The 18,655-nt window shown below is 72.6% G+C and carries 19 protein-coding genes; 9 read left to right on the plus strand and 10 right to left on the minus strand.

What is annotated here, in order from left to right; all coding sequences use genetic code 11:
- Nucleotides 1-158: 158 nt before the first annotated feature.
- The 3 genes from otsB to IEY56_RS07980 all read right to left on the minus strand — a co-directional run bounded on the left by otsB (nt 159) and on the right by IEY56_RS07980 (nt 3,030).
- Entirely contained in the window at nt 159-1,013 is an 855-nt protein-coding gene (otsB, locus tag IEY56_RS07970) for a trehalose-phosphatase (RefSeq protein WP_189036396.1), read from the minus strand.
- A gap of 130 nt (nt 1,014-1,143) precedes the next feature.
- Complete coding sequence (locus tag IEY56_RS07975) at nt 1,144-1,488, minus strand: DUF3263 domain-containing protein (RefSeq protein ID WP_189036397.1); 345 nt, start codon at nt 1,486-1,488, stop codon at nt 1,144-1,146.
- Between the two features lie 258 nt (nt 1,489-1,746).
- A complete protein-coding gene (locus IEY56_RS07980; RefSeq protein WP_229711706.1) occupies nt 1,747-3,030 on the minus strand; it encodes an extracellular solute-binding protein in 1,284 nt (427 codons plus the stop codon).
- Nucleotides 3,031-3,344: 314 nt separating this feature from the next.
- Between IEY56_RS07980 and IEY56_RS07985 the strand changes: the two genes are divergently transcribed.
- From IEY56_RS07985 to IEY56_RS07995, 3 genes are all read left to right on the plus strand, one after another.
- Entirely contained in the window at nt 3,345-4,325 is a 981-nt protein-coding gene (locus IEY56_RS07985) for an ROK family protein (protein WP_189036398.1), read from the plus strand.
- A complete protein-coding gene (gene nagA, locus IEY56_RS07990) occupies nt 4,322-5,509 on the plus strand; it encodes an N-acetylglucosamine-6-phosphate deacetylase (RefSeq protein WP_189036399.1) in 1,188 nt (395 codons plus the stop codon). The genes IEY56_RS07985 and nagA overlap by 4 nt, the downstream gene beginning before the upstream one ends.
- Before the next feature lie 160 nt (nt 5,510-5,669).
- Nucleotides 5,670-6,746 (plus strand): 1-phosphofructokinase family hexose kinase, encoded by a 1,077-nt coding sequence (locus tag IEY56_RS07995; protein ID WP_189036400.1) that lies wholly within the window; start codon nt 5,670-5,672, stop codon nt 6,744-6,746.
- An 84-nt stretch (nt 6,747-6,830) separates the two neighbouring features.
- On the opposite strand, the gene IEY56_RS08000 is transcribed toward IEY56_RS07995, so the two are convergent.
- Together IEY56_RS08000 and cdgB are read right to left on the minus strand one after the other, a co-directional pair.
- Complete coding sequence (locus tag IEY56_RS08000; RefSeq protein WP_189036401.1) at nt 6,831-7,766, minus strand: carbohydrate-binding protein; 936 nt, start codon at nt 7,764-7,766, stop codon at nt 6,831-6,833.
- A gap of 372 nt (nt 7,767-8,138) precedes the next feature.
- Nucleotides 8,139-9,779: a diguanylate cyclase CdgB gene (gene cdgB, locus IEY56_RS08005; RefSeq protein WP_189036402.1), complete on the minus strand. Its 1,641-nt coding sequence runs from the start codon at nt 9,777-9,779 to the stop codon at nt 8,139-8,141.
- Between the two features lie 576 nt (nt 9,780-10,355).
- Here cdgB and IEY56_RS08010 point away from each other — a divergent pair.
- Nucleotides 10,356-10,889 (plus strand): flavin reductase family protein, encoded by a 534-nt coding sequence (locus tag IEY56_RS08010; RefSeq protein WP_189036403.1) that lies wholly within the window; start codon nt 10,356-10,358, stop codon nt 10,887-10,889.
- Nucleotides 10,890-10,922: 33 nt separating this feature from the next.
- Here the strand turns inward: IEY56_RS08010 and arfB are convergent, their stop codons facing one another.
- A complete protein-coding gene (arfB, locus tag IEY56_RS08015) occupies nt 10,923-11,360 on the minus strand; it encodes an alternative ribosome rescue aminoacyl-tRNA hydrolase ArfB (RefSeq protein WP_189036404.1) in 438 nt (145 codons plus the stop codon).
- A 221-nt stretch (nt 11,361-11,581) separates the two neighbouring features.
- On the opposite strand from arfB, the gene IEY56_RS08020 reads away from it, so the two are divergent.
- Nucleotides 11,582-12,157, plus strand: a complete 576-nt coding sequence (locus IEY56_RS08020; RefSeq protein WP_189036405.1) for a TerD family protein — start codon at nt 11,582-11,584, stop codon at nt 12,155-12,157.
- Nucleotides 12,158-12,294: 137 nt separating this feature from the next.
- Entirely contained in the window at nt 12,295-12,801 is a 507-nt protein-coding gene (locus tag IEY56_RS08025) for a hypothetical protein (RefSeq protein WP_189036406.1), read from the plus strand.
- 65 nt (nt 12,802-12,866) lie between these two features.
- Here IEY56_RS08025 and IEY56_RS08030 read toward each other — a convergent pair whose 3' ends face one another.
- The 3 genes from IEY56_RS08030 to IEY56_RS08040 form a co-directional block, all read right to left on the minus strand.
- On the minus strand, nt 12,867-13,547 hold the full coding sequence (locus IEY56_RS08030) for a pentapeptide repeat-containing protein (protein ID WP_189036407.1): 681 nt from the start codon (nt 13,545-13,547) through the stop codon (nt 12,867-12,869).
- A gap of 120 nt (nt 13,548-13,667) precedes the next feature.
- A complete protein-coding gene (locus IEY56_RS08035) occupies nt 13,668-14,030 on the minus strand; it encodes a cupin domain-containing protein (RefSeq protein ID WP_189036408.1) in 363 nt (120 codons plus the stop codon).
- Between the two features lie 264 nt (nt 14,031-14,294).
- Nucleotides 14,295-15,143, minus strand: a complete 849-nt coding sequence (locus tag IEY56_RS08040; RefSeq protein ID WP_189036409.1) for a lysozyme — start codon at nt 15,141-15,143, stop codon at nt 14,295-14,297.
- Between the two features lie 215 nt (nt 15,144-15,358).
- Between IEY56_RS08040 and IEY56_RS08045 the strand changes: the two genes are divergently transcribed.
- The 3 genes from IEY56_RS08045 (at nt 15,359) to IEY56_RS08055 (ending at nt 17,472) form a co-directional block, all read left to right on the plus strand.
- Nucleotides 15,359-15,634: a hypothetical protein gene (locus tag IEY56_RS08045; protein ID WP_189036410.1), complete on the plus strand. Its 276-nt coding sequence runs from the start codon at nt 15,359-15,361 to the stop codon at nt 15,632-15,634.
- Nucleotides 15,635-15,674: 40 nt separating this feature from the next.
- Nucleotides 15,675-16,448, plus strand: coding sequence for an SOS response-associated peptidase (locus IEY56_RS08050; protein WP_189036411.1), 774 nt, complete (start codon nt 15,675-15,677; stop codon nt 16,446-16,448).
- Between the two features lie 103 nt (nt 16,449-16,551).
- Nucleotides 16,552-17,472, plus strand: coding sequence for a bifunctional helix-turn-helix transcriptional regulator/GNAT family N-acetyltransferase (locus IEY56_RS08055; RefSeq protein ID WP_189036412.1), 921 nt, complete (start codon nt 16,552-16,554; stop codon nt 17,470-17,472).
- A 101-nt stretch (nt 17,473-17,573) separates the two neighbouring features.
- On the opposite strand, the gene IEY56_RS08060 is transcribed toward IEY56_RS08055, so the two are convergent.
- Nucleotides 17,574-18,614, minus strand: coding sequence for a cobalamin B12-binding domain-containing protein (locus IEY56_RS08060; RefSeq protein WP_189036544.1), 1,041 nt, complete (start codon nt 18,612-18,614; stop codon nt 17,574-17,576).
- Between the last annotated feature and the right edge of the window lie 41 nt (nt 18,615-18,655).

Here is an 18,655-nt window from a genome sequence, read left to right on the forward strand (position 1 = left end):
GCTCGCGTCGTCTGGTGCGTGCGGATGCAAGGCGGAGGTCCGTCCTCGTAGTGGGCTACTCGGTCGGTCCGACAACGCAGCAGACGTGCGTGCCAGGCGGCGCGAGCCAGGCGCCATTTGTCAGACAGGCCCTAAGGCGCGTCAGGCCCTCTCGCGGGTTACGCTCCGCCGTCGAGGGAGGCGCGCAGCGACTCCAGGAGCCGGACCACGCCGGACGGACCGTCGACGACGATGTCGGCCCGGTCGGCGACCTCCGGGACGCTCTCGCCCGTCTCACCGCCGCCGCTGCACACCAGCAGGCCGGGCACGCCCTCGCCGCGCAGCTTCTCCACGGCGCCGAACGCGGCCAGGTCGCCCAGGTCGTCGCCGCCGTACAGCACCGCGCCGCCGCCGGCCTCGCGCACGTACGCCTCGAGCGCCGCGCCCTTGTCGGCGCCCGGGGCACGCAGCTCCAGGACCATGCGGCCGGGTTCGACGAGCAGGCCGTGCCGCTCTGCCAGCGCCCGCAGCGGGCCGCTCAGGAGGGCGAACGCGGCGGCCGGATCGTCGGTGCGCCGCGTGTGCACGGCGACGGCCCTGCCCTTGTCCTCGACGGCCGTGCCGGGGGGTGCCCCCGACTCCCGCAGCAGACCCGGCAGTTCGGTCCGTACGGCCGCGACGCCGGGCGGCTGGGGTGCCGCGGTGACCGAGCCGGTGGCGGCGTCCCAGCGCTCCGCCCCGTACGCGCCGAGGACGGTGAGGTGTTCGAGGCCCGCGACGCCTTCGAGCCCCGCGTAGCGCACGGCGTCCGCCGCCGGGCGCCCCGTGACGACCACCACCGCGCACAGCCGCGGCGCGAGGCCGGACAGCGCGGGAACGGCGCCGGGATGGGCGCGGGCGTCACGGGGGTCGGGGACGATGGGCGCCAGCGTGCCGTCGAAGTCGAGAGCGACGACGGCACGCCCGGGGTCGGCCGTGATCGCGTCGAGGCCCTCGCGTCCCGCGGTGGTACGGGGGGTGGGTAGGGCTGCCATGGTGCGAGCCTATCGGCAGCTCAGGGGCGCGGCGGTATGGCTGCGTCCCCGGTCCCGCCGCGCCGTCCGTGTTCCGTCGTGTCGCCGTGCCGTCCGTGTCGCGCTGTGCCGCCGAGGCAGCGGGAACGCCTTAGCGGCGCGCGCGTTGCTCCTCGCGTCTGCGCAGGAGGCGGTTGACGGTCACGGGGTCGTGGGCGAGGGCGTTCCGGTCGTCGAGCAGGGCGTTGAGGAGCTGGTAGTAGCGGGTGGGCGACATGTCCAACTGCTCGCGTATCGCGCGCTCTTTGACGCCGGGGCCGCTCCAGCCGCGGCGTTCCAGGGCGAGTACGGCGACGTCGCGCGCCGAGAGGCCGTGCGGCAGAGCGCGCTCGACGGGCCCGGCGGCCGCCTCGTCAGCCGCCGGCTTTCCGGGAGGACGCTCCCCGGAAGGCCGCTCCTCCGAGGCCACCTCCGGACCGTCCTCTTCGGCGCTCATCCGTCCAATCTAACTCCCGGTCCGGACACGGCCGTCGGCCGTGCGGGCCCGCGCTGCCGCCAGGCCTGGGGCACGTCGTGTGGATCTTCGCGGGCTCGCGACGCCCAGCACGCCCGTCTGCTGCGTTGCCGGAGTCGCCCGAGTACTCCCCTGGCCTTCGGCATGGGGGGGGACCCCAAGTACGAGGGCGATCCTCCGCCTGGCGATGCACCGCGTCCAGCGCCCCGGGCTGATCGACGAAGAACCAAACGACGCACCCTAGCGCGCCCGCGTCGCGGAGTCCTGGGCCTCCGCCTTCCGCTGGATGACGCCCAGCACGGCCGCCGGGTCCGCTCCCCGTTCGAGCACGTTCCCCACGGACGTCTTGAGTTCGCGGCTGACCCGGGCCCACGAGACCTTGCCCACGGGGTAGAACTCCGCGCCGGGCAGCTGGTCCTGGAACCGGCGCAGCCGCTTGTGCTCGGGCGCCGCCCGCATCCGCTCGTTCGCGGAGGTCGTCACGGGGAGCAGGTCGTACCGGTCGACGAAGGTGTAGTGGTTCCTCTCCTCGAAGACGAACTCCAGGAACCTTCCCGCCTCTTCACGGCGGCCGCCCTGCTTGAACGCGATGATCCAGTCGGCGACGCCGAGCGTGGTGTCGGCCGGACCCTCGTCGCCCGGCAGGACCGCGGTGCCGTAGTCCACCCCGCTCGCGGCGGCTTCCTTCATCAGCTTGGGGTGGCCGTTGAGCATCCCGACCCGGCCCCTGGTGAAGGCGTCGAACACGTCCTGCCGGTCGGTGCTTCCCGGGGAGCGGTTGGTCAGCCCCCTGCCGACGAGGTTCTGCCGCATCCACTCGAAGGTCCTGATGTTGGCCGGGGCGTCGATGGTCCAGGACCCGGCCTTGTCGGTGTAGCCGCCTCCGCCGCCGAGGACCCACATCAGCGCCTCGGCCGGCGCCTCCTCCCGGCCGAGCGGGAGCCCGTACGGAACACGCACCCCGGCGGCCTTCAACCGCCTGGCCGTGCGCACCAGTCGGCCCCAGTCGCGGGGTGGCTTCGACGGGTCCAGACCGGCCTTGGCGAAGAGCTTCCGGTTGTAGAAGAGGAGCCTGGTGCTGGCGGCGAACGGCAGGCCGTACTGCACCCGCTCCACCTTGCCGGCTTCGGCCAGGCGCGGGAGGAAGTCGGCCTGCACGGGTATGGAGAGCAGCTCGTCGGCGCTGTAGAGCTTGCCGCCGGCGGCGAAGTCCGCGTAGGAGCCGAGCTGGGCGATGTCGGGGGCGCGTCCCTCCGCGACCATCGCGGCCACCTTCTTGTCCACGTCCTTCCAGTCGAGGACGGTGACGTCGACGGTGACGCCCGGGTACCGCTGGCTGAACTTGCGGACGAGCGCGTCCCAGTAGCCCTGGGTGCTGTTGCCGCGGCGGGGGTCGCCGTAGTCGGCGGCGACCATCCTCAGAGTGACGCTCTCCGCGCTCGCCCCGGCACCGCATCCGGAAGCCGCCAGGCCGCTGCCCGTCGCCCCCGCCGCCGCCATGCCCAGAAAGCTCCGACGCTTCACAGCAACTACCCCCTCACAGCAGATGACCCGCTCCGGCCGGGCGCCCTGCCCCGTTTCTCCGGCCGGCCGGGCACGCACGGGAGAGGAGTCTTCCGCCCGCACCGCCGAAGGTCTATGCCATTCCTCATATCACTTTCGCAACAGTCGTCCCTTCTTCCGCCTTCTTCACCCTATGCATGACGCCGCGTCACGGGACGCAGTACATGTCCGTCCCGTCCACCCCTCCCGCGCGCCCCTCGCGCCACCTGCGAAAAACCCGAGAGATATCGCGAGTGGACTAGACCTGTTGGCGTCCATCGGGCGACACTGATCCCGTGAGCCTCAGCCCCGGTAACCCGCAGTACGTCATCGCCCTCGACGTGGGCGGCACCAGGATCAAGGCGGCCCTCATCGCCCTCGGCACGGAGAGCGGGCCCGGCACGGAGCACGGCCTGCTGTACGAGACCCGGCGCGCCACCGCGCGGGAGGCCGGCCCCGGCGCCGTCGTCGACGGCATCCTCGACCTCGCCGCCGAACTGCGCGCCCACGGCGTCCGGCAGTTCGGCGCCGAACCCTCCGCCGCGGGCGTGGCGGTGCCCGGCATCCTCGACGCGTCCACCGGCACCGCCGTCTACGCCGCGAACCTCGGCTGGCGCGACGTACCGCTGCGCGCCCTGCTCACGGAACGCCTCGGCGGCATCCCCGTGGCACTGGGCCACGACGTCCGTACGGGCGGGCTCGCGGAAGGGCGCCTGGGAGCCGGGAAGGGCGTCGACCGCTTCTTCTTCATGGCGCTGGGCACCGGCATCGCGGGAGCGCTCGGCCTGGAGGGGCGCCTCGAACCGGGCGCCCACGGAAGCGCCGGCGAGATTGGCCACGTGGTGGTGCGTCCCGGCGGACCGGAGTGCGGCTGCGGGCAGCGCGGCTGCCTCGAAGCGCTCGCCTCCGCGGGCGCGGTGGGACGCGCCTGGGCCGCGGCGTGCGGCGACCCGTCGGCCACCGCGGCGGACGCGGCGAGAGCGGTCGAGTCCAATGACGGACGCGCGGTCGCCGTGTGGCGGGACGCGGTGGACGCGCTCGCGGCGGGGCTCGTCACCGCCCTCACCCTGCTCGATCCGCGCACGGTGATCCTGGGCGGCGGGCTGGCCGAGGCGGGCGACGTCCTCTTCACGCCGCTGCGGGACGCAGTCCAAGCACGCACCACCTTCCAGCACGTACCCACCATCGTCCCGGCGGCCCTCGGGGACGCCGCGGGCTGCCTGGGCGCGGGACTTCTCGCCCAAGACCTACTCTCCGCGGAGGTTTCCAGCCGATGAGCGCCACGAATTCCACTGGTCACCGCCCGGCCGGGCGTACCGTGCTGGCCGGGGCGAGGGTGGTCCGGCCGGACGGCGTCGAGGACGCGGGAACGCTGAGCGTCGAGGGCCGCACGATCGCGGCGAACGTCCCCGGCGAAGCGCCCACACACCGTCTGGCGGGCCACTGGATCGTGCCCGGCTTCGTGGACATGCACGTGCACGGCGGCGGCGGCGCCTCCTTCTCCGCGGGCACCGTGGAGCAGGCCTTCACCGTCATCGACACACACCGCCGGCACGGCACCACGACGATGGTCGCCTCCACCGTGACGGGCGAACTCGGCGAACTGGCCCAGCAGGCGGGCGTCCTCAGCGAGTTGACGGAGCAGGGTGATCTGGCGGGCGTGCACTTCGAGGGGCCGTTCATCTCGCCGCAGCGCTGCGGGGCGCACGACCCGGGACTGCTGCGCGATCCGGACCCGGCGGAGGTGCGCAAGCTCGTCGACGCCGCCCGCGGCAGCGCCAGGATGATGACCCTCGCCCCCGAACGCCCCGGCGGGCTGGAGTCCGTACGGGCCCTCGCGGACAGCGGCGTCATCGCGGCCGTCGGCCACACGGACTCAACGTACGAGGGCACGGTGGAGGCCGTCGAAGCGGGAGCGACGGTCGCCACCCACCTCTTCAACGCCATGCCGTCGCTCGGCCACCGCGCGCCGGGCCCCATCGCGGCACTGCTCGAAGACGAGCGCGTCACCGTCGAGTTGATCAACGACGGGACCCATCTGCACCCCGCCGTACTGGAGTTGGCCTTCCGCAGCGCGGGCGCGGACCGCGTCGCGCTCATCACCGACGCCATGGGCGCGGCGGGCATGGGCGACGGCCGCTACCCGCTGGGCCCCCTGGAGGTCGACGTGCGCGAGGGTGTCGCCCGGCTCGTCGAGGGCGGCTCCATCGCCGGGTCGACCCTCACCCTGGACCGGGCGTTCCAGCGGACCGTCACCGTCGACGGCCTCCCGGTGGAGGACGCCGTACGCGCACTTTCCGCCAACCCCGCGCGCCTCCTCGGCGTCGACGACCGGACGGGCTCGCTCGAGACCGGCAAGGACGCCGACCTCGTCGTCCTCGACGCGGACTTCGCCGTCGCGGGCGTGATGCGGCACGGCGAGTGGGTGGTGCCCCCGCCCGCGGGCGCCGCGGAGGGGTGACCGGCGGGCGTCCGCCGGTTCGGCGCGAGGGGTCGCACGCCGTAAGGCCAAGTGGCATGATCGCTCGCGCGGTTGCCACGGACACCTCTACGCGCGTCCGCCCGGCCGCCCCCGCGACGCCCCCGCCCGCCCTCGCCCAGCCTCCCCTGGAGTGTTTCCGGTGATCCTGACGGTCACGCTCAACACCGCCCTCGACCTGACCTACCGGGTGCCCCGCCTCGACGTCCACGGTTCGCACCAGGCGCGCGACGTGACCGAACGCCCGGGCGGCAAAGGGCTCAACGTGGCACGCGTCCTCGCCGCGCTCGGGCACGCCACGGTCGTCACCGGGTTCGCCGGGGGCCGCACGGGCGAATGGGTCCGGGAACTCCTGAGCCGGGAGGCAGGCGTCTCCGACGCGCTCGTGCCCACCGGGGGCAGCACCCGGCGCACCGTCGGCATCGTGGACGAATCCACCGGCGACGCAACGCAGTTCAACGAGCCCGGCCCGCACATCGCCGCCGACGAGTGGGCCGCGTTCCTCGAGATGTACGGGAAGCTGCTGCGCTGCAACGCCCCGGCGGGGCACGGAAGTTCACACCCCGGGGACGGCCCTCCACCCCGTGACGGCGGAAGCGGTGACGGCGGAAGCGGCGACGGCGGAAGCGGCGAGGGAGCTGCCGGTGGCGGGCCGGCCGGGGGCAGCTCCCGGATCAAGGCCGTCGCCCTGTGCGGCAGCCTTCCGCCGGGCGTGCCCGTCGGCGCGTACGCGCTGCTGATCCGCGAAGCACACGCGGCGGACGTGCCCGTCGTGCTGGACACCAGCGGCGAACCGCTGCGCCGGGGCCTCGCCGCACGTCCCGACCTCGTCAAGCCCAACGCCGGCGAACTCGCGGGCATCACCGGCACCACCGAGCCCCTGCGCGCGGCGCGGGCGGCACAGCGGCGCGGAGCGCACGCGGTGGCGGCGTCCCTCGGGCCCGAGGGAATGCTGCTGGTCACCCCGGACGGCACATGGCAGGCGAGCCCGCCCCGCCCCCTGACGGGCAATCCGACCGGCGCGGGCGACTCGGCCGTGGCGGGACTGATCTCCGGCCTGGTCGAGCGGCTTCCTTGGCCGGAGCGGCTCGCCCGGGCCGTCGCCCTGTCGGCCGCGACCGTACGGGCTCCGACGGCGGGCGAGTTCGACGAGGAGGTCCACCGGGACCTGCTGGCGCAGGTGCGGGTCGAGGAACGCGGAGAAGCGGCGGCCGACTGACCGGCACCCGCCGGCGTGGGCCGGTTCGGCTGCCGGCCCGAGGCGGTCAGCTCCGGGCCGGGACAGGCGCCGTGCCCGCCGGTGCTACTGCTTGACCTGGCCGGCCTTCAGCCACATCTGGTCGAGGTTGAAGTTGCACTTGTTCCCCGGCTCGCAGGAGATCTTGAAGGTGTTCCGGCCTTCCTTGAGGTCGACCCAGGCCCAGGTGCGGGTCCATCCCTTGTCCCACTCGCCCTTCTTCGCCTGGGCGAAGTTCTTCATGCTGAGCGGCTTCTGCTGGGCCTGGCCGTTCACGGTCAGCGTCGAGTCTGCGTCCTCGCCCGGTACGCCGAACCGCACGAAGAGGGTGTACGCCCCGGACTCCGGCACCTCGGTCGTCCAGGTGGCCGCCGCGCCCGGATTGTTCATGGCGCCGACGTAGTTGCCGTTCTTGCCCTGGGCGTTGGGCACGTCGTTCGCCGCCGCGGCGCCGCCGCCGAGGGCAAGGCTCGCCGCGTCCTGCTTGCGGCCCACGAGCTGGCCCTTGCTGAGCTTCTCGTCCTCCGGCTCGTCCTGCTTGGGGCCCTCGTCGTCGCCGGTGCCGGCCGCGGGTCCGCCGGTGTCGGCCTTCTCGGACGAACCGCTGTTGAAGTAGATCGCCGCCCCGATGCCCACGACGACCGCGGCGACGACGGCTATCGCGCCGATGAGCAGACCGTTGCGGCTGCGTCCGCCGGCGGCCCTGGCGCCGCGGTGCCCGTTGCCTTCGCTCTGCACGGGGTGCTGCTGCGTGACGGCCCGGCCGCCGGCCATCGTCTCGGGTGCCGCGTAGTGCGCGTTGGGCTGCTGTCCGTAGCCGGCGCCCTGCGTCCGCGGGCCGCCGTACTGGCGCTCGCCGACGGTGCGGACCTGGTTGTACGAGCGCCGAGGGGTCCCGGGTTGCGGCGCCGTCGAGCCGTCACCGCCCTGCTGGCGGTACAGGTAGCCGAACGGGTCGTCGGCTTCCGGCGTCTGGCCGGCACCTTCGTTCTCGGCGGTCATCCCCTGTCACTCCCTACTGCGTCAGGTATCCGGCCGAGCCTACCTCTCCGGAGTGGACCTCACGCCAACGGCGGAATGCCGGCGACGGGCCTCCAGCGATACTCCGGCCACTCCGCACCGCCTCGTTCCGGGCGGCGGAACGCCTCCCGGGGCCGCGGGCGTGAACGGACGGGCGGAGATCCGGACGAGGTGCCGCCCTAGGTTCTGTCTGACAAATAGCGTCGTACGTCCGTCAGGACGTGGTTGGCGGTGTCCGGTGCGTGTGATCGCAAGGCGGAGGGAGGAGAGCGCAGCGGGCTGCGCCGACGATCGACAACGCAGTGAGGACGCGTGCCGGACACCGCCAACCAGGCGGGATTTGTCAGACAGAACCTAGCCCGCCCGGCGCTGCCCCTTCGAGCGTGAACGCTTCTCCACGTACATCCGCTGGTCCGCCGACTGCAGCACTTCCTCCGCCGTCATCCCGCACCCGGCCCAGCCGATGCCGAAGCTGGCGCCCACGCGGACTGCGCGGCCGTCGACACGAATTGGCGGGATGATGGCGTTGCGCAGCCGCACCGCGAGGTCCTGCGCCTCGGCCGGCCCGACGCCGTCGGTGAGCACCACGAACTCGTCGCCGCCCATCCGCGCGACGGTGTCGTTGTCCCGCACCCCAGCCGACAGCCGGCGGGCGACCTCGACCAGGACGGCGTCGCCGCAGTTGTGCCCGAACCTGTCGTTGATCGACTTGAAGCCGTCCAGGTCGCAGAAGAGGACGGCGAGACCTTTCTCACCCGGCCCCTTCCCGGTCGGGGGCACCGTGTGGGTGTGGTGCGGGTCGTACATGCCCGTGGAGGCCAGCACGCCCGAGCCGGCTTCGTCGTAGCCGAGGCCCGGGCCGAAGGAGACGTCGGAGCCGCTGAGGCCGGTGTGCGCGACGCCGGATATGACCGGCCCGGAGCGGGCGCACAGCCGCCCGTTCAGGCGGGCGCGCAGCTCGGCGCTGTTGGGAAGGCCCGTCAGGGAGTCGTGGCTGGCGCGGTGCGCGAGCTGGAGCTCGTGCCGCTTGCGGTCCTCGATGTCCTCGACGTGGGTCAGCAGGAAGCGCGGACCGTCGGCGGTGTCGGCCACCACGGAGTTGCGCAGCGAGACCCACACATAGGACCCGTCCCGCCGGGCGAGACGCAGCTCGGCCCGGCCGCCCTCGGCCGACGTGCGCAGCAGCGTCCCGATGTCCTCGGGGTGGACGATGTCGGAGAAGGAGTAGCGCCTCATCGCGGAGGCGGGCCGCCCCAGCAGCCTGCACAGGGCGTCGTTGATGCGTATCAGGCGGCCGTGCTGCTCGCCGCCCATCTCGGCGACGGCCATGCCGCTCGGCGCGTACTCGAAGGCCTGGCGGAAGCTCTCCTCGCTCGCGCGCAGCGCCGACTGCTCCCGCTCCAGGCGGACGAGCGCGCGCTGCATGTTGGAGCGCAGCCGTGCGTTGCTGAGGGCGATGGCGGCCTGGGAGGAGTACAGCTGGAGGGCCTCGCGCCCCCAGGCTCCGGGGCGGCGGCCGTTGCGGGGCCTGTCCACCGACAGGACGCCCAGAAGCTCGCTGTCGGAGGCGTAGAGCGGCGCGAAGAGCCGGTCCATCGGATGCCAGTCGTCCGCGTTCTGCGGCGCCGGCCCCGCGGGGTGCCACTGCGGCACGTCGTCCTCGTCGAGGACCCAGCCCTCCGTGTACGGGATGAAGCGCAGGTTGCCCCACTGCTCCCCCATGGACAGGCGGCGATCCCACGAGGCGCGGGAGCCGACGCGGCCCGCCATCATCGCCTCGGCGCCCTGGCTCCCGGCGACGGCGGCGACGACGAGGTCGCCCTCGGGGCGTACGAGGTTCACCGCGGCTATCTCGAATCCCAGTCCCTCGACCACGCCGTCGGCGACGGTCTGCAGGGTGTCGGCGAGGCTGCGGGCGGTGCTGAGCCGGGCCACGACGTGGTGCAGCCGGCGCAGGCTGGCAAGGCGGACATAGGGCTCCGACTCGGTTTCCATCGCCCTCCCCCTGAGCCTCGTCCGTCAACTCCAGGTGTTCGCGGGACGTCGTCGTCCGACTGCCACGGCCACTGAATCACAGTGAGCTGTACACCAGGTACACAGGGTCAACAATTATTGCTCGCTGTGACTCAAGTCACAACTGTATGCAGCCCGTTGACTCCTCTCCGTGTGAGCCTGTCACACGCGGCGCCACCGGTCGAAGCTTTCCCGGAGCGCCCGCCGGCGGCATCCCCTGCCCGAACGGTACGGCGTTACCCGAGCGTAGAGCGCCGAACGGGCGCCTTTCGTGCGCCCAACTGCCCCTGCAATCAGGGCATTCCGGCCCCGTTTCCCAGCGGCCGCACGACGCTCTCCCACCTCCGCCCTGGTCACAGACCCATTACCGGCCGGTCATCGTCTGCGCGCACGAAGAACACGCGAGCGACACATCTTTGTCACGGACGTCCGCGCGCGGGCTGGGTCGCTGGTCCTGGTCCCAGGGCCCGATGCATGGGCCGCCCGGCATTGGTTACCGTCCTTGACGTGTCATATGCAGTGCAGGATCAGCCGAGCCCCGGCCCGCCGGAGGGCCGCATGCCCCATGCTGGCGGGGTGAGCGAGGACGAGTTCCGGGCTGCCATGGCCCGGCTTGCAGCGGGCGTGGTGCTGGTGACGGCCCACGACCCCGACGACGGCCCGGGAGGCGCCGACGTCGGCATGACCGCGACCGCCTTCCTGTCCGTCTCCCTCGAACCGCCTCTGGTGATGGTCAGCGTCCGGGACGGCTCACGGATGGACGAGCTGCTGGAGCGCCAGCCGTACTGGGCGGCCTCGCTGCTCACGGAGAACCAGCGCCAGACGGCCGGACGCTTCGCCATGAAGGGCCGGCTGAGCGACAAGCTCCTCTTCCGCGACCTCCCGCACACGCGCGGCGGGGCCTCGGACGCTCCGCTGGTCGACGGAGCGCTCGCCACCGTCGAATGCCACACGGAGCAGCGCGTACGGGCGGGCGACCACACCCTCGTCATCGGACGGGTGCTGGCGGCGGGGCTGCCCCAGGTGCCCGACAGCGGGCCGCTGACCTACTACCGCGGCCGCTACCACACGCTCTCCAGAGGCAGCTCCTGAGCGACCGGCGCGGCGGCCGGGCCCGCGGGATCCTCAGATCCAGTCGCGGCCCGAGCGGCCCCGCTTGAGGTCGCCGCGCTGCTGCTTCTTGCGCAGCCGCCGCTCGTTCACCCCGCGCGGCACCTTCTTCTTGCGGCGCGGGCGCGGCGGCGGAGCGGTGGCCTCCGCGAGCAGCGCGGCCAGACGGGAGGCCGCAGCCTCCCGGTTCCGCCACTGGGAGCGGTGCTCGCTCGCCCGTACGGTCACGACGGAGCCGTTCACGAGGCGGCCCCCCGCCGCGAGCCGCTCCAGGGCGCGCTCCTTCCACACCTCGGGCAGCGCCGTCGTCGCCGCCAGGTCGAAGCGGAGCTCCACCTGGGTGTCGCTGGTGTTGACGTGCTGGCCGCCCGGGCCCGAGGAGCGCATGAAACGCCACACCAGTTCGGCCTCCGGCAGGGAGACCGAGCCGCGGATGACGTAGGGCGGGGACATGGCTCCATGGTCTCGTGTCCCCACCCGCCCGTCACCGCCTTTTCCGGTGCCGCCGCACTGCCCGGGCCGCGCGTCCGCGCGTGCTTCCGCGCGGAGCGGACAAGGAACGTGCGGATTGCTGGAACCCGCCCGCTCTCCGGCTGCGTTGTGCAGGGTGACAGCAGACACGTTTTGTGATCGAAGCGAGTCTCCGCGACTCACTACGAAAGAAGGGCATCCCCATGGCTGTAAGCCTGTCCAAAGGCGGCAACGTCTCCCTCACCAAGGAGGCCCCGGGGCTGACGGCCGTCACGGTCGGCCTCGGCTGGGACGTCCGCACCACCACGGGCACGGACTTCGACCTGGACGCGAGCGCCATCGCGGTCAACCCGGCCGGGAAGGTCTACTCCGACCAGCACTTCGTCTTCTTCAACAACAAGACGACGCCCGACCAGAGCATCGTGCACACCGGCGACAACGTCACCGGTGAGGGCGAGGGCGACGACGAGCAGATCAACGTGAACCTGGCCGGGCTGCCGGGCGACGTCGAGAAGATCGTCTTCCCGGTCTCCATCTACGACGCCGAGGCCCGCAGCCAGAACTTCGGCCAGGTGCGCAACGCCTTCATCCGCATCGTCAACCAGGCGGACCAGAAGGAGATCGCGCGCTACGACCTGAGCGAGGACGCGGCCACGGAGACCGCCATGGTCTTCGGCGAGCTGTACCGCAACGGTGCGGAGTGGAAGTTCCGTGCCGTGGGCCAGGGCTACGCCTCCGGCCTCGTCGGAATCGCCCAGGACTTCGGGGTCAACGTCTGACGCAGTGCCACGAGCCGCCGAGGGCGGTGCCCGTCCCCCGTCGGGACGGCGCACCGCCCTCGCGGTCTGCCCGGCCCTCCCCCGTCGGGCCCGGACGCCCGCCACGGCCCCCGTCCAGGCCGTGACACGATCGGGCGGTGCTCGACATCGGCTACTCCCTCTCGCCGCGCTTCCCCGACCCGCCGCAGACCGACTACCGCTCGGCGGACGTCCACGCCCTGCGGCACGACCTCTTCTGCGGCGACGTCTATCTCGCCGACACGGAGACCGACCACGAACTGGCCACGTCCTGGGGCTGGTTGCCCGTACTCGACTTCGCCTGGGCGCTGTGCGACGTCGTGGCGGACCTCGACGCCGACCCGCGCGGCAGCCGCGCGCCCGGACCGCTGCGGGCCGAACTCGACTTCACCGAGAGCACCGACCGCATGCGCTTCGAGAGGCGCTTCGGCTGGGTGGACGTCACCGCCGACTGGGTCACGCGGAAGGACGGCCGGAACACCCCCCTCACCTGTGCGTACACCGAACTGCGGCGCGAGTCGCGGGACTTCCTGCACGACCTGGTCGCCGACCTGACGGACATGCACGAGGACCTCGCCGGCAATCCCGCCGTGTGGAGCCTGCAGGCACGCTTCCCCCGCGTCTGAGCGGCCTCGCCGCCCGCGGTCGCGGACGGCGGACGCGGGCGGATCTCGCCGCTCGACGGCGCACTTCACCGCTCGACGCGGAGCCCCATCTCAGCCGCCAACGCCGGTGCGAGATCCAGCAGTTGACTCGTGTTCACGACCGCGCCGGCCAGCTCTCCCACCCCTGCGGCGATGTCCAGTTCGGCCGCCTCGCGCAGATCCACGTCCGTCATCGCCGCCTTCGTGAAGTCCACGCCGCGCAGCACGCAGCCGGAGAACGCCACCCTGGCGAGCTTCGCCCCGCCGAAGTCCGGCTCCACCAGGACGCAGTTCTCGAACGTGACGTCGGACAGCACCGACTGCCGCAGGTTGAGGAAGTCGATCTTCCCGCCGCGCACGATGACCCTGGACAGGTGCGCACCGTGCAACTGGACGCCGCCCAGCCGCGCGTCCACGATCTCCACGTCGCGCAGCTCGGCTCCCGCCAGGTCCGTGCCGACGCCCGTGACGCCCTCCATCAGGCTGTCGAGGAGCCGCACCCTCTCCCACCGGGCCTCGTCGAGGGAGCAGCGCCGGATCGCGCAGTCGAGGAACGTCGCCCCCGAGCCGTCCGTGCCCGAGAGATCGGCGTCCTCGAAGCCGATTCCGTCGTGATCGTGTTCAAGCCCCGCGCCCTCGCGGTACGGCCGCAGCTCCGGCAGTGAGATCTCCGGGCGCCGGGGGCTGTTCACCGCCCCCGTGCTCTTCTTCGTCGTCGTCCTCGCCATCCGCACATCGTGCAGCGTGCCACCGACAACGCGGCGGCGGCCGGACCGCGCGGCGGCGCCCGACGTCCGTCACCCGTCCCGCGCGGGCGTACGGGACGGGAGTCCAGACGGGTGTCTCGCTCAGCTCGCCGGCTTGGCGTACTCGCTCGCCATGCCTCCGGCGAAGTCGTACACGATCACCGGTTCGTCGCCGACGACCCAGGCGTCGTGCCCCGGCGAGCAGACGAATACGTCACCGGGCCCCACTTCGGCCTCGGTTCCGTCGTCCATCCTGATGCGCAGGCGCCCTTGCATCACGAACCCGTTGTGGTGGACCTGGCAGGTGTCCGTGCCCGCGATGGGGCCCACCGACTCCGTCCAGCGCCAGCCCGGTTCGAACGTGGCGACCGCGAAGTCCATCCCGGTCAGGTGCAGGCTCTCGAGGTGTCCCCGGGGAAAGTCGCGCCGCTCGTCGGCCTTGTCGATCGTCTTGACTTCCATCATGAGGCTCTCCTCCAATCGCCCCCGTGTGCTTCTTCCATGGTGCTGCGGGAGGCGCGCGGACCACGAATGCCGCGGCAGGCGAATCCGGGAACGGCGGGGAGGCCCGGAAGGGGCGGGAAGCGGGCGCCCTGGAGGGGCGGGGGCGCGTCCCCGGCGTGCGGGAGAGGCTCGCGTATGTCCGGGCCCGGACATGCGCCCGGCCGGCGCCCCGCGAGTGCGCGGGTGCACCGGCCGGTTCGTGCACGGACCGTGACGCCTCGGGGTTCAGCCCGTGGCGAGGACCTTGAGGCGGCTCAGCGCGCCGTTGAAGCGGTTGCGGTCGCCGACCGTCTTCCCGGTCGAGCTGTACTGCCAGAACGTCTGGAAGGGCCAGCCGCCGGGCAGCGCGCCCACCGACGACCCCCAGCTCGGGATCCACAGCGGACTGGTGCTCTTGAACTTCGACGAGTTGCCGGTGCACTTCTTCCACCAGGTGGTGGAGGTGTAGATGACCATGTGCCGGCTCGTCCGCGCGCGGTACGTCTTAGCGAAGTCGGAGATCCAGTCGACCATGGCCTTCTGGGACTTGCCGTAGCAGGCGGAGCCGTACGGGTTGTACTCCAGGTCGAGAGCGCCCGGCAGCGTCTTGCCGTCCCGCGACCAGCCTCCGCCGTGCGAGGCGAAGTAGTTCGCCTGCGCCGCACCGCTGGAGTTGGACGGCAGGGCGAAGTGGTACGAGCCGCGGATCATGCCGCTCTTGTAGGAGCCGTTGTACTGCTGGGCGAACTTGGGGTTGGTGTAGGTGGTGCCCTCGGTCGCCTTCACATAGGCGAACCGCACACCCTGCTTGTACAAGGCGGACCAGGGGACGTCGCCGTTGTGGCTGGAGACGTCCACCCCTTCTACGGACGCGGCGAGCGTCCGGGACGAGGCGTCCCTCGTGTCGCGTTCGTGGGCACGGATGGTGGAGCCCATCCAGTCCTTCTCTGGGTGAGCCGGCCGCTCCCCCTCGCCCTGCGCCTGCGCCGTTCCGGGAAGCGTCAGCAGCAGGGCGATTGCGGCGAGGATGACGGCGGGGGTACCCGCCGTGCCGGAGAGGGCACGGCGCGACGGGCCGGACCTTGGCAGGGGCATGCGTGCCTCCGTAGATGTCGATGAGTCGCGCTGCAGCAGATCGAATGTAACGGCAGATAAACGTATAAATAGGGCGCCTCGCCGAGTGCGGGCAGACCGGGGAGCGGCCGGCTCGTAGCAGGCCGGCACCGGACTGCGCATCCCTTTCATTACTTCGGGTGATGCGGAAGCTCCGCACGGCTACCATCCTCTCCACGCTTCAAGGAGGGGGGACCATGCGCGCTCGTGCCGTCGCACCACTGATCGCAATCGCCGCACTGACCGGCTGCGCCCAGTCACAGGAGAAGATCGCCGAAGAGTGCGCGGCGAAAGTCGCACACATGAAGAAGCCCCCGAAGCACGCCATGAGCGACCCGCGGCCCGCGGAGTGCGAGGACCTCAACGACGAGGACTACGTCGTGATCGTCACGCACCGGGCGTACAACGGCGACGACATCTTCGACGAGGAGGGCGTCGTCGACCAGGAGAAGATCGACAAGGTCGACGAGTAGCCCCGCACCGCTCTCCGCCCCGGCGTGGCAATGTGGACGCATGTGCGGCAGATACGCCTCCACCCGCGCGCCCGAGGACCTCGCCGGCCTCTTCGACGTCGACCGGTGGGAGCCCGAGCAGGCGCTGGCCCCGAACTACAACGTCGCGCCCACGGACGAGGTGTGGGCCGTCGTCGAGGCACCCGACCGTGAGACAGGAGCGGTCGAGCGGCAACTCAGGCCTTTGCGCTGGGGGTTGGTGCCGTTCTGGGCGAAGAGCCCGAACGTCGGCCCGAAGATGATCAACGCCCGCGTGGAGACCGTCCACGAGAAGCCGGCCTACCGGCGTGCGTTCGCCAAGCGGCGCTGCCTGCTGCCCGCTGACGGTTTCTACGAGTGGCGCACGGCCCGGGCGGCCGGCACCGGCAAGAGCTACAAGCAGCCGTACTTCATCACGCCGGAGGACGGCGAGATCATGGCGCTGGCGGGGCTGTACGAGTTCTGGCGCGACCCTGAGCGCGACGACGGCGACCCGCGGGCGTGGTGGGCGACGTGCACCGTCATCACCACCGAGGCCACCGACGCCGCCGGCCGGGTCCACCCGCGCATGCCGCTCGCCATCACCCCCGGCGACCAGGCGGCGTGGCTCGACCCCGCACACCAGGACCCGGACGAGCTCCGCTCGCTGCTCTCCTCTCCCGCCGGCGGCCGCCTCGACGCCCGGCCCGTCTCGACCGCCGTCAACAACGTCCGCAACAACGGGCCCCACCTGCTCGACCCGGTCCCGGAGCCGGACGGCTCGCCCGCCGGCGACCAGCGGCAGGACGGTTCGTAACCGGGCGGCCCGCGACTGCCGGCCCACGCGGCCTGGCGGGCCGGGGTGAGGGGATCGGCTCAGCCCCTGGCCGCCCGCACCATTCTCTGACTAGAGTCAGAGAATGGACGAGGCACAGGTCGAGCGAGTGCAGATCGAGCGAGTACGGCGGTTCAACCGCACCGTCACCGAGCGCGTGGGCGCGCTGAACGACCGGTACCTCGGGCGGGAGCGGCCCATCGGTGCGGCGCGGCTGCTGTGGGAGACCGGGGACGGCGGACGCGACGTGCGGGAGCTGCGCGAGCGGCTGGAGCTGGACTCCGGATACGTCAGCCGGCTGCTGCGCTCACTGGAGAACGACGGGCTCGTGACCGTCGAGCGGCAGCAGCGGGACAGGCGGGTGCGCACCGTCCGCCTCACCGAAGCCGGACGCGCCGAGCGCGCCGCCCTCGACTCCGGCAGCGACGAGCTGGCCGGCTCGCTCCTCGAACCGCTCAACCCCTCCCAGCGCGCCCGCCTCGTCGACGCGATGGCGGAGGTCGAGCGGCTGCTGACCGCCTCGACCGTGACCTTGGAGACCGTCGACCCGGACCATCCGGACGCGGAGTACTGCCTGCGGTCCTACTTCACCGAGCTTCAGGAGCGGTTCGACAGCGGCTTCGACCCCGCGCTGAGCCTCCTGCCCGACGCGGGGGAACTCCGCCTGCCGCGCGGCCTGTTCGTCGTCGCCCGGCTGCACGGCGAGCCGGTGGGCTGCGCCGGGCTGAAGCTGCCCTCCGGAGCCCCGGCGGAGATCAAGCGCATGTGGATCGCGCCCCGGGCCCGGCGGCTGGGCCTCGGCCGCCGCTTCCTGGCCGAACTGGAGGCACGCGCTGCCGAGAAGGGAGTCCGGGTGCTCCGCCTGGACACCAACAAGACCCTCGACGCCGCGATCGCGCTGTACCACTCGGCCGGCTTCCAGGAGGTCCCCGCCTTCAACGACGAGCCGTACGCCCACCACTGGTTCGAGAAGCGGATCGCGCCGCCGCACGGAACCACCGGATGAACCGCCGCCCGGGACCGGATGAGCCGAGCGGGCCGTGGCGGTGAGGGGCGCGGGGCCGTACCGGAAGGGCGCCTACGCCCCCGGGCATGACGCGCCGCGGGTCAGCAGCGCTCTTCCACGGCCTCCCGGCCGCGTGCGAGCAGGTTCCTGGTGCGGGGGAAGTCGCGGAGCTGCTCGTCGAGCAGGTCCAGTCCCGGCAGCAGCGAGGCGGGAGGCACTCCGCGGGCCGCGAGGATGTCGGAGGTCCAGCCCAGGAAGCCGGTGAAGAGCCCGACGTCGTCGACGTACAGGGCGGCGCCGAGGAAGTCGACGATGTGGGCGAGGTCCTCGGCGGTGCGCTCGCGCTGCGCCTCGCTGTAGTCCGCCATGGCCGGACAGCGCTTCTCCAGCCCCGAGAAGGTGGCGCGCACCAGCTCCCGGGAGCTGCGCTTGACCATCGTGTACTCCTGGTCGCGCAGGTGCGGCAGCTCGCCCGCGGGACGGCCGCCGGCGGGCAGCGGGATCCCCTCGGCCAGCCGGTCGGCGGCGGCCCGCGCGTCCGGCGCCCAGGCCTGAGCGCCGAGCACCCGCGCGTACCGTCCGCCCGGGCCGAACGCCGCACCGCCGACCATGACCGGCGCGCCCGCCGCCTGGCAGGCGGTGATCGCCGCGTGCGCGGTGGGGAGCCGGGTGGGCAGCGAGCTGGACAGGGCGACCGTCTCCGAACCGGTGCGGTGCAGAGGGGAGACGAGGTGCGACGAGGGCACCTGGGCGCCGAGGTAGTCGACCTGCCAGCCGCGCAGCCGGAGCACCTCGGTCAGCAGCCGCGCGGGCAACGCGTGCCACTCGCCGTCCACGCAGGCCACGGTGACGCGGCCGCGCGGCTCCGGGTTCTCCTGCGGCGGGAGCGCCGCGACGGCCCGGTCGCTGATCGCCGTCGCGGCGTGCTCCGCCGCCACGGACATGCGGTCGGCCGCCCATTCGACGCCGACGCGGTGCTGCACGGCCCCGATGACGTCCAGCAGGACGCTCTCGGGCTCCAGTCCGGCGTCCAGCGCGTCACGCACCGTCTTCAGCGCGACGTACTCGTCGCCGGCCTCGACGGCGCGCCAGAGCCTCCCGGCCCACTCCGCGGCGAGCTCGCCCTGCGGACCGGGCGGCACGGGGCCGGCGGGAGCCCCCGGCGTGAACAGCACGGGTCCGG

It is taken from the genome of Streptomyces daqingensis, assembly GCF_014645895.1.
Lineage (GTDB): Bacteria > Actinomycetota > Actinomycetes > Streptomycetales > Streptomycetaceae > Streptomyces > Streptomyces daqingensis.

Coding starts and splice junctions, on each gene's coding strand:
- cdgB (WP_189036402.1), bottom strand. CDS start 9,779: ATGGAAACCGAGTCGGAGCCCTATGTCCGCCTTGCCAGCCTGCGCCGG.
- arfB (WP_189036404.1), bottom strand. CDS start 11,360: ATGTCCCCGCCCTACGTCATCCGCGGCTCGGTCTCCCTGCCGGAGGCC.
- IEY56_RS08020 (WP_189036405.1), top strand. CDS start 11,582: ATGGCTGTAAGCCTGTCCAAAGGCGGCAACGTCTCCCTCACCAAGGAG.
- IEY56_RS08010 (WP_189036403.1), top strand. CDS start 10,356: ATGCCCCATGCTGGCGGGGTGAGCGAGGACGAGTTCCGGGCTGCCATG.
- IEY56_RS08050 (WP_189036411.1), top strand. CDS start 15,675: ATGTGCGGCAGATACGCCTCCACCCGCGCGCCCGAGGACCTCGCCGGC.
- nagA (WP_189036399.1), top strand. CDS start 4,322: ATGAGCGCCACGAATTCCACTGGTCACCGCCCGGCCGGGCGTACCGTG.
- IEY56_RS08035 (WP_189036408.1), bottom strand. CDS start 14,030: ATGATGGAAGTCAAGACGATCGACAAGGCCGACGAGCGGCGCGACTTT.
- IEY56_RS07975 (WP_189036397.1), bottom strand. CDS start 1,488: ATGAGCGCCGAAGAGGACGGTCCGGAGGTGGCCTCGGAGGAGCGGCCT.
- otsB (WP_189036396.1), bottom strand. CDS start 1,013: ATGGCAGCCCTACCCACCCCCCGTACCACCGCGGGACGCGAGGGCCTC.
- IEY56_RS08040 (WP_189036409.1), bottom strand. CDS start 15,143: ATGCCCCTGCCAAGGTCCGGCCCGTCGCGCCGTGCCCTCTCCGGCACG.
- IEY56_RS08030 (WP_189036407.1), bottom strand. CDS start 13,547: ATGGCGAGGACGACGACGAAGAAGAGCACGGGGGCGGTGAACAGCCCC.
- IEY56_RS08045 (WP_189036410.1), top strand. CDS start 15,359: ATGCGCGCTCGTGCCGTCGCACCACTGATCGCAATCGCCGCACTGACC.
- IEY56_RS08055 (WP_189036412.1), top strand. CDS start 16,552: ATGGACGAGGCACAGGTCGAGCGAGTGCAGATCGAGCGAGTACGGCGG.
- IEY56_RS08000 (WP_189036401.1), bottom strand. CDS start 7,766: ATGACCGCCGAGAACGAAGGTGCCGGCCAGACGCCGGAAGCCGACGAC.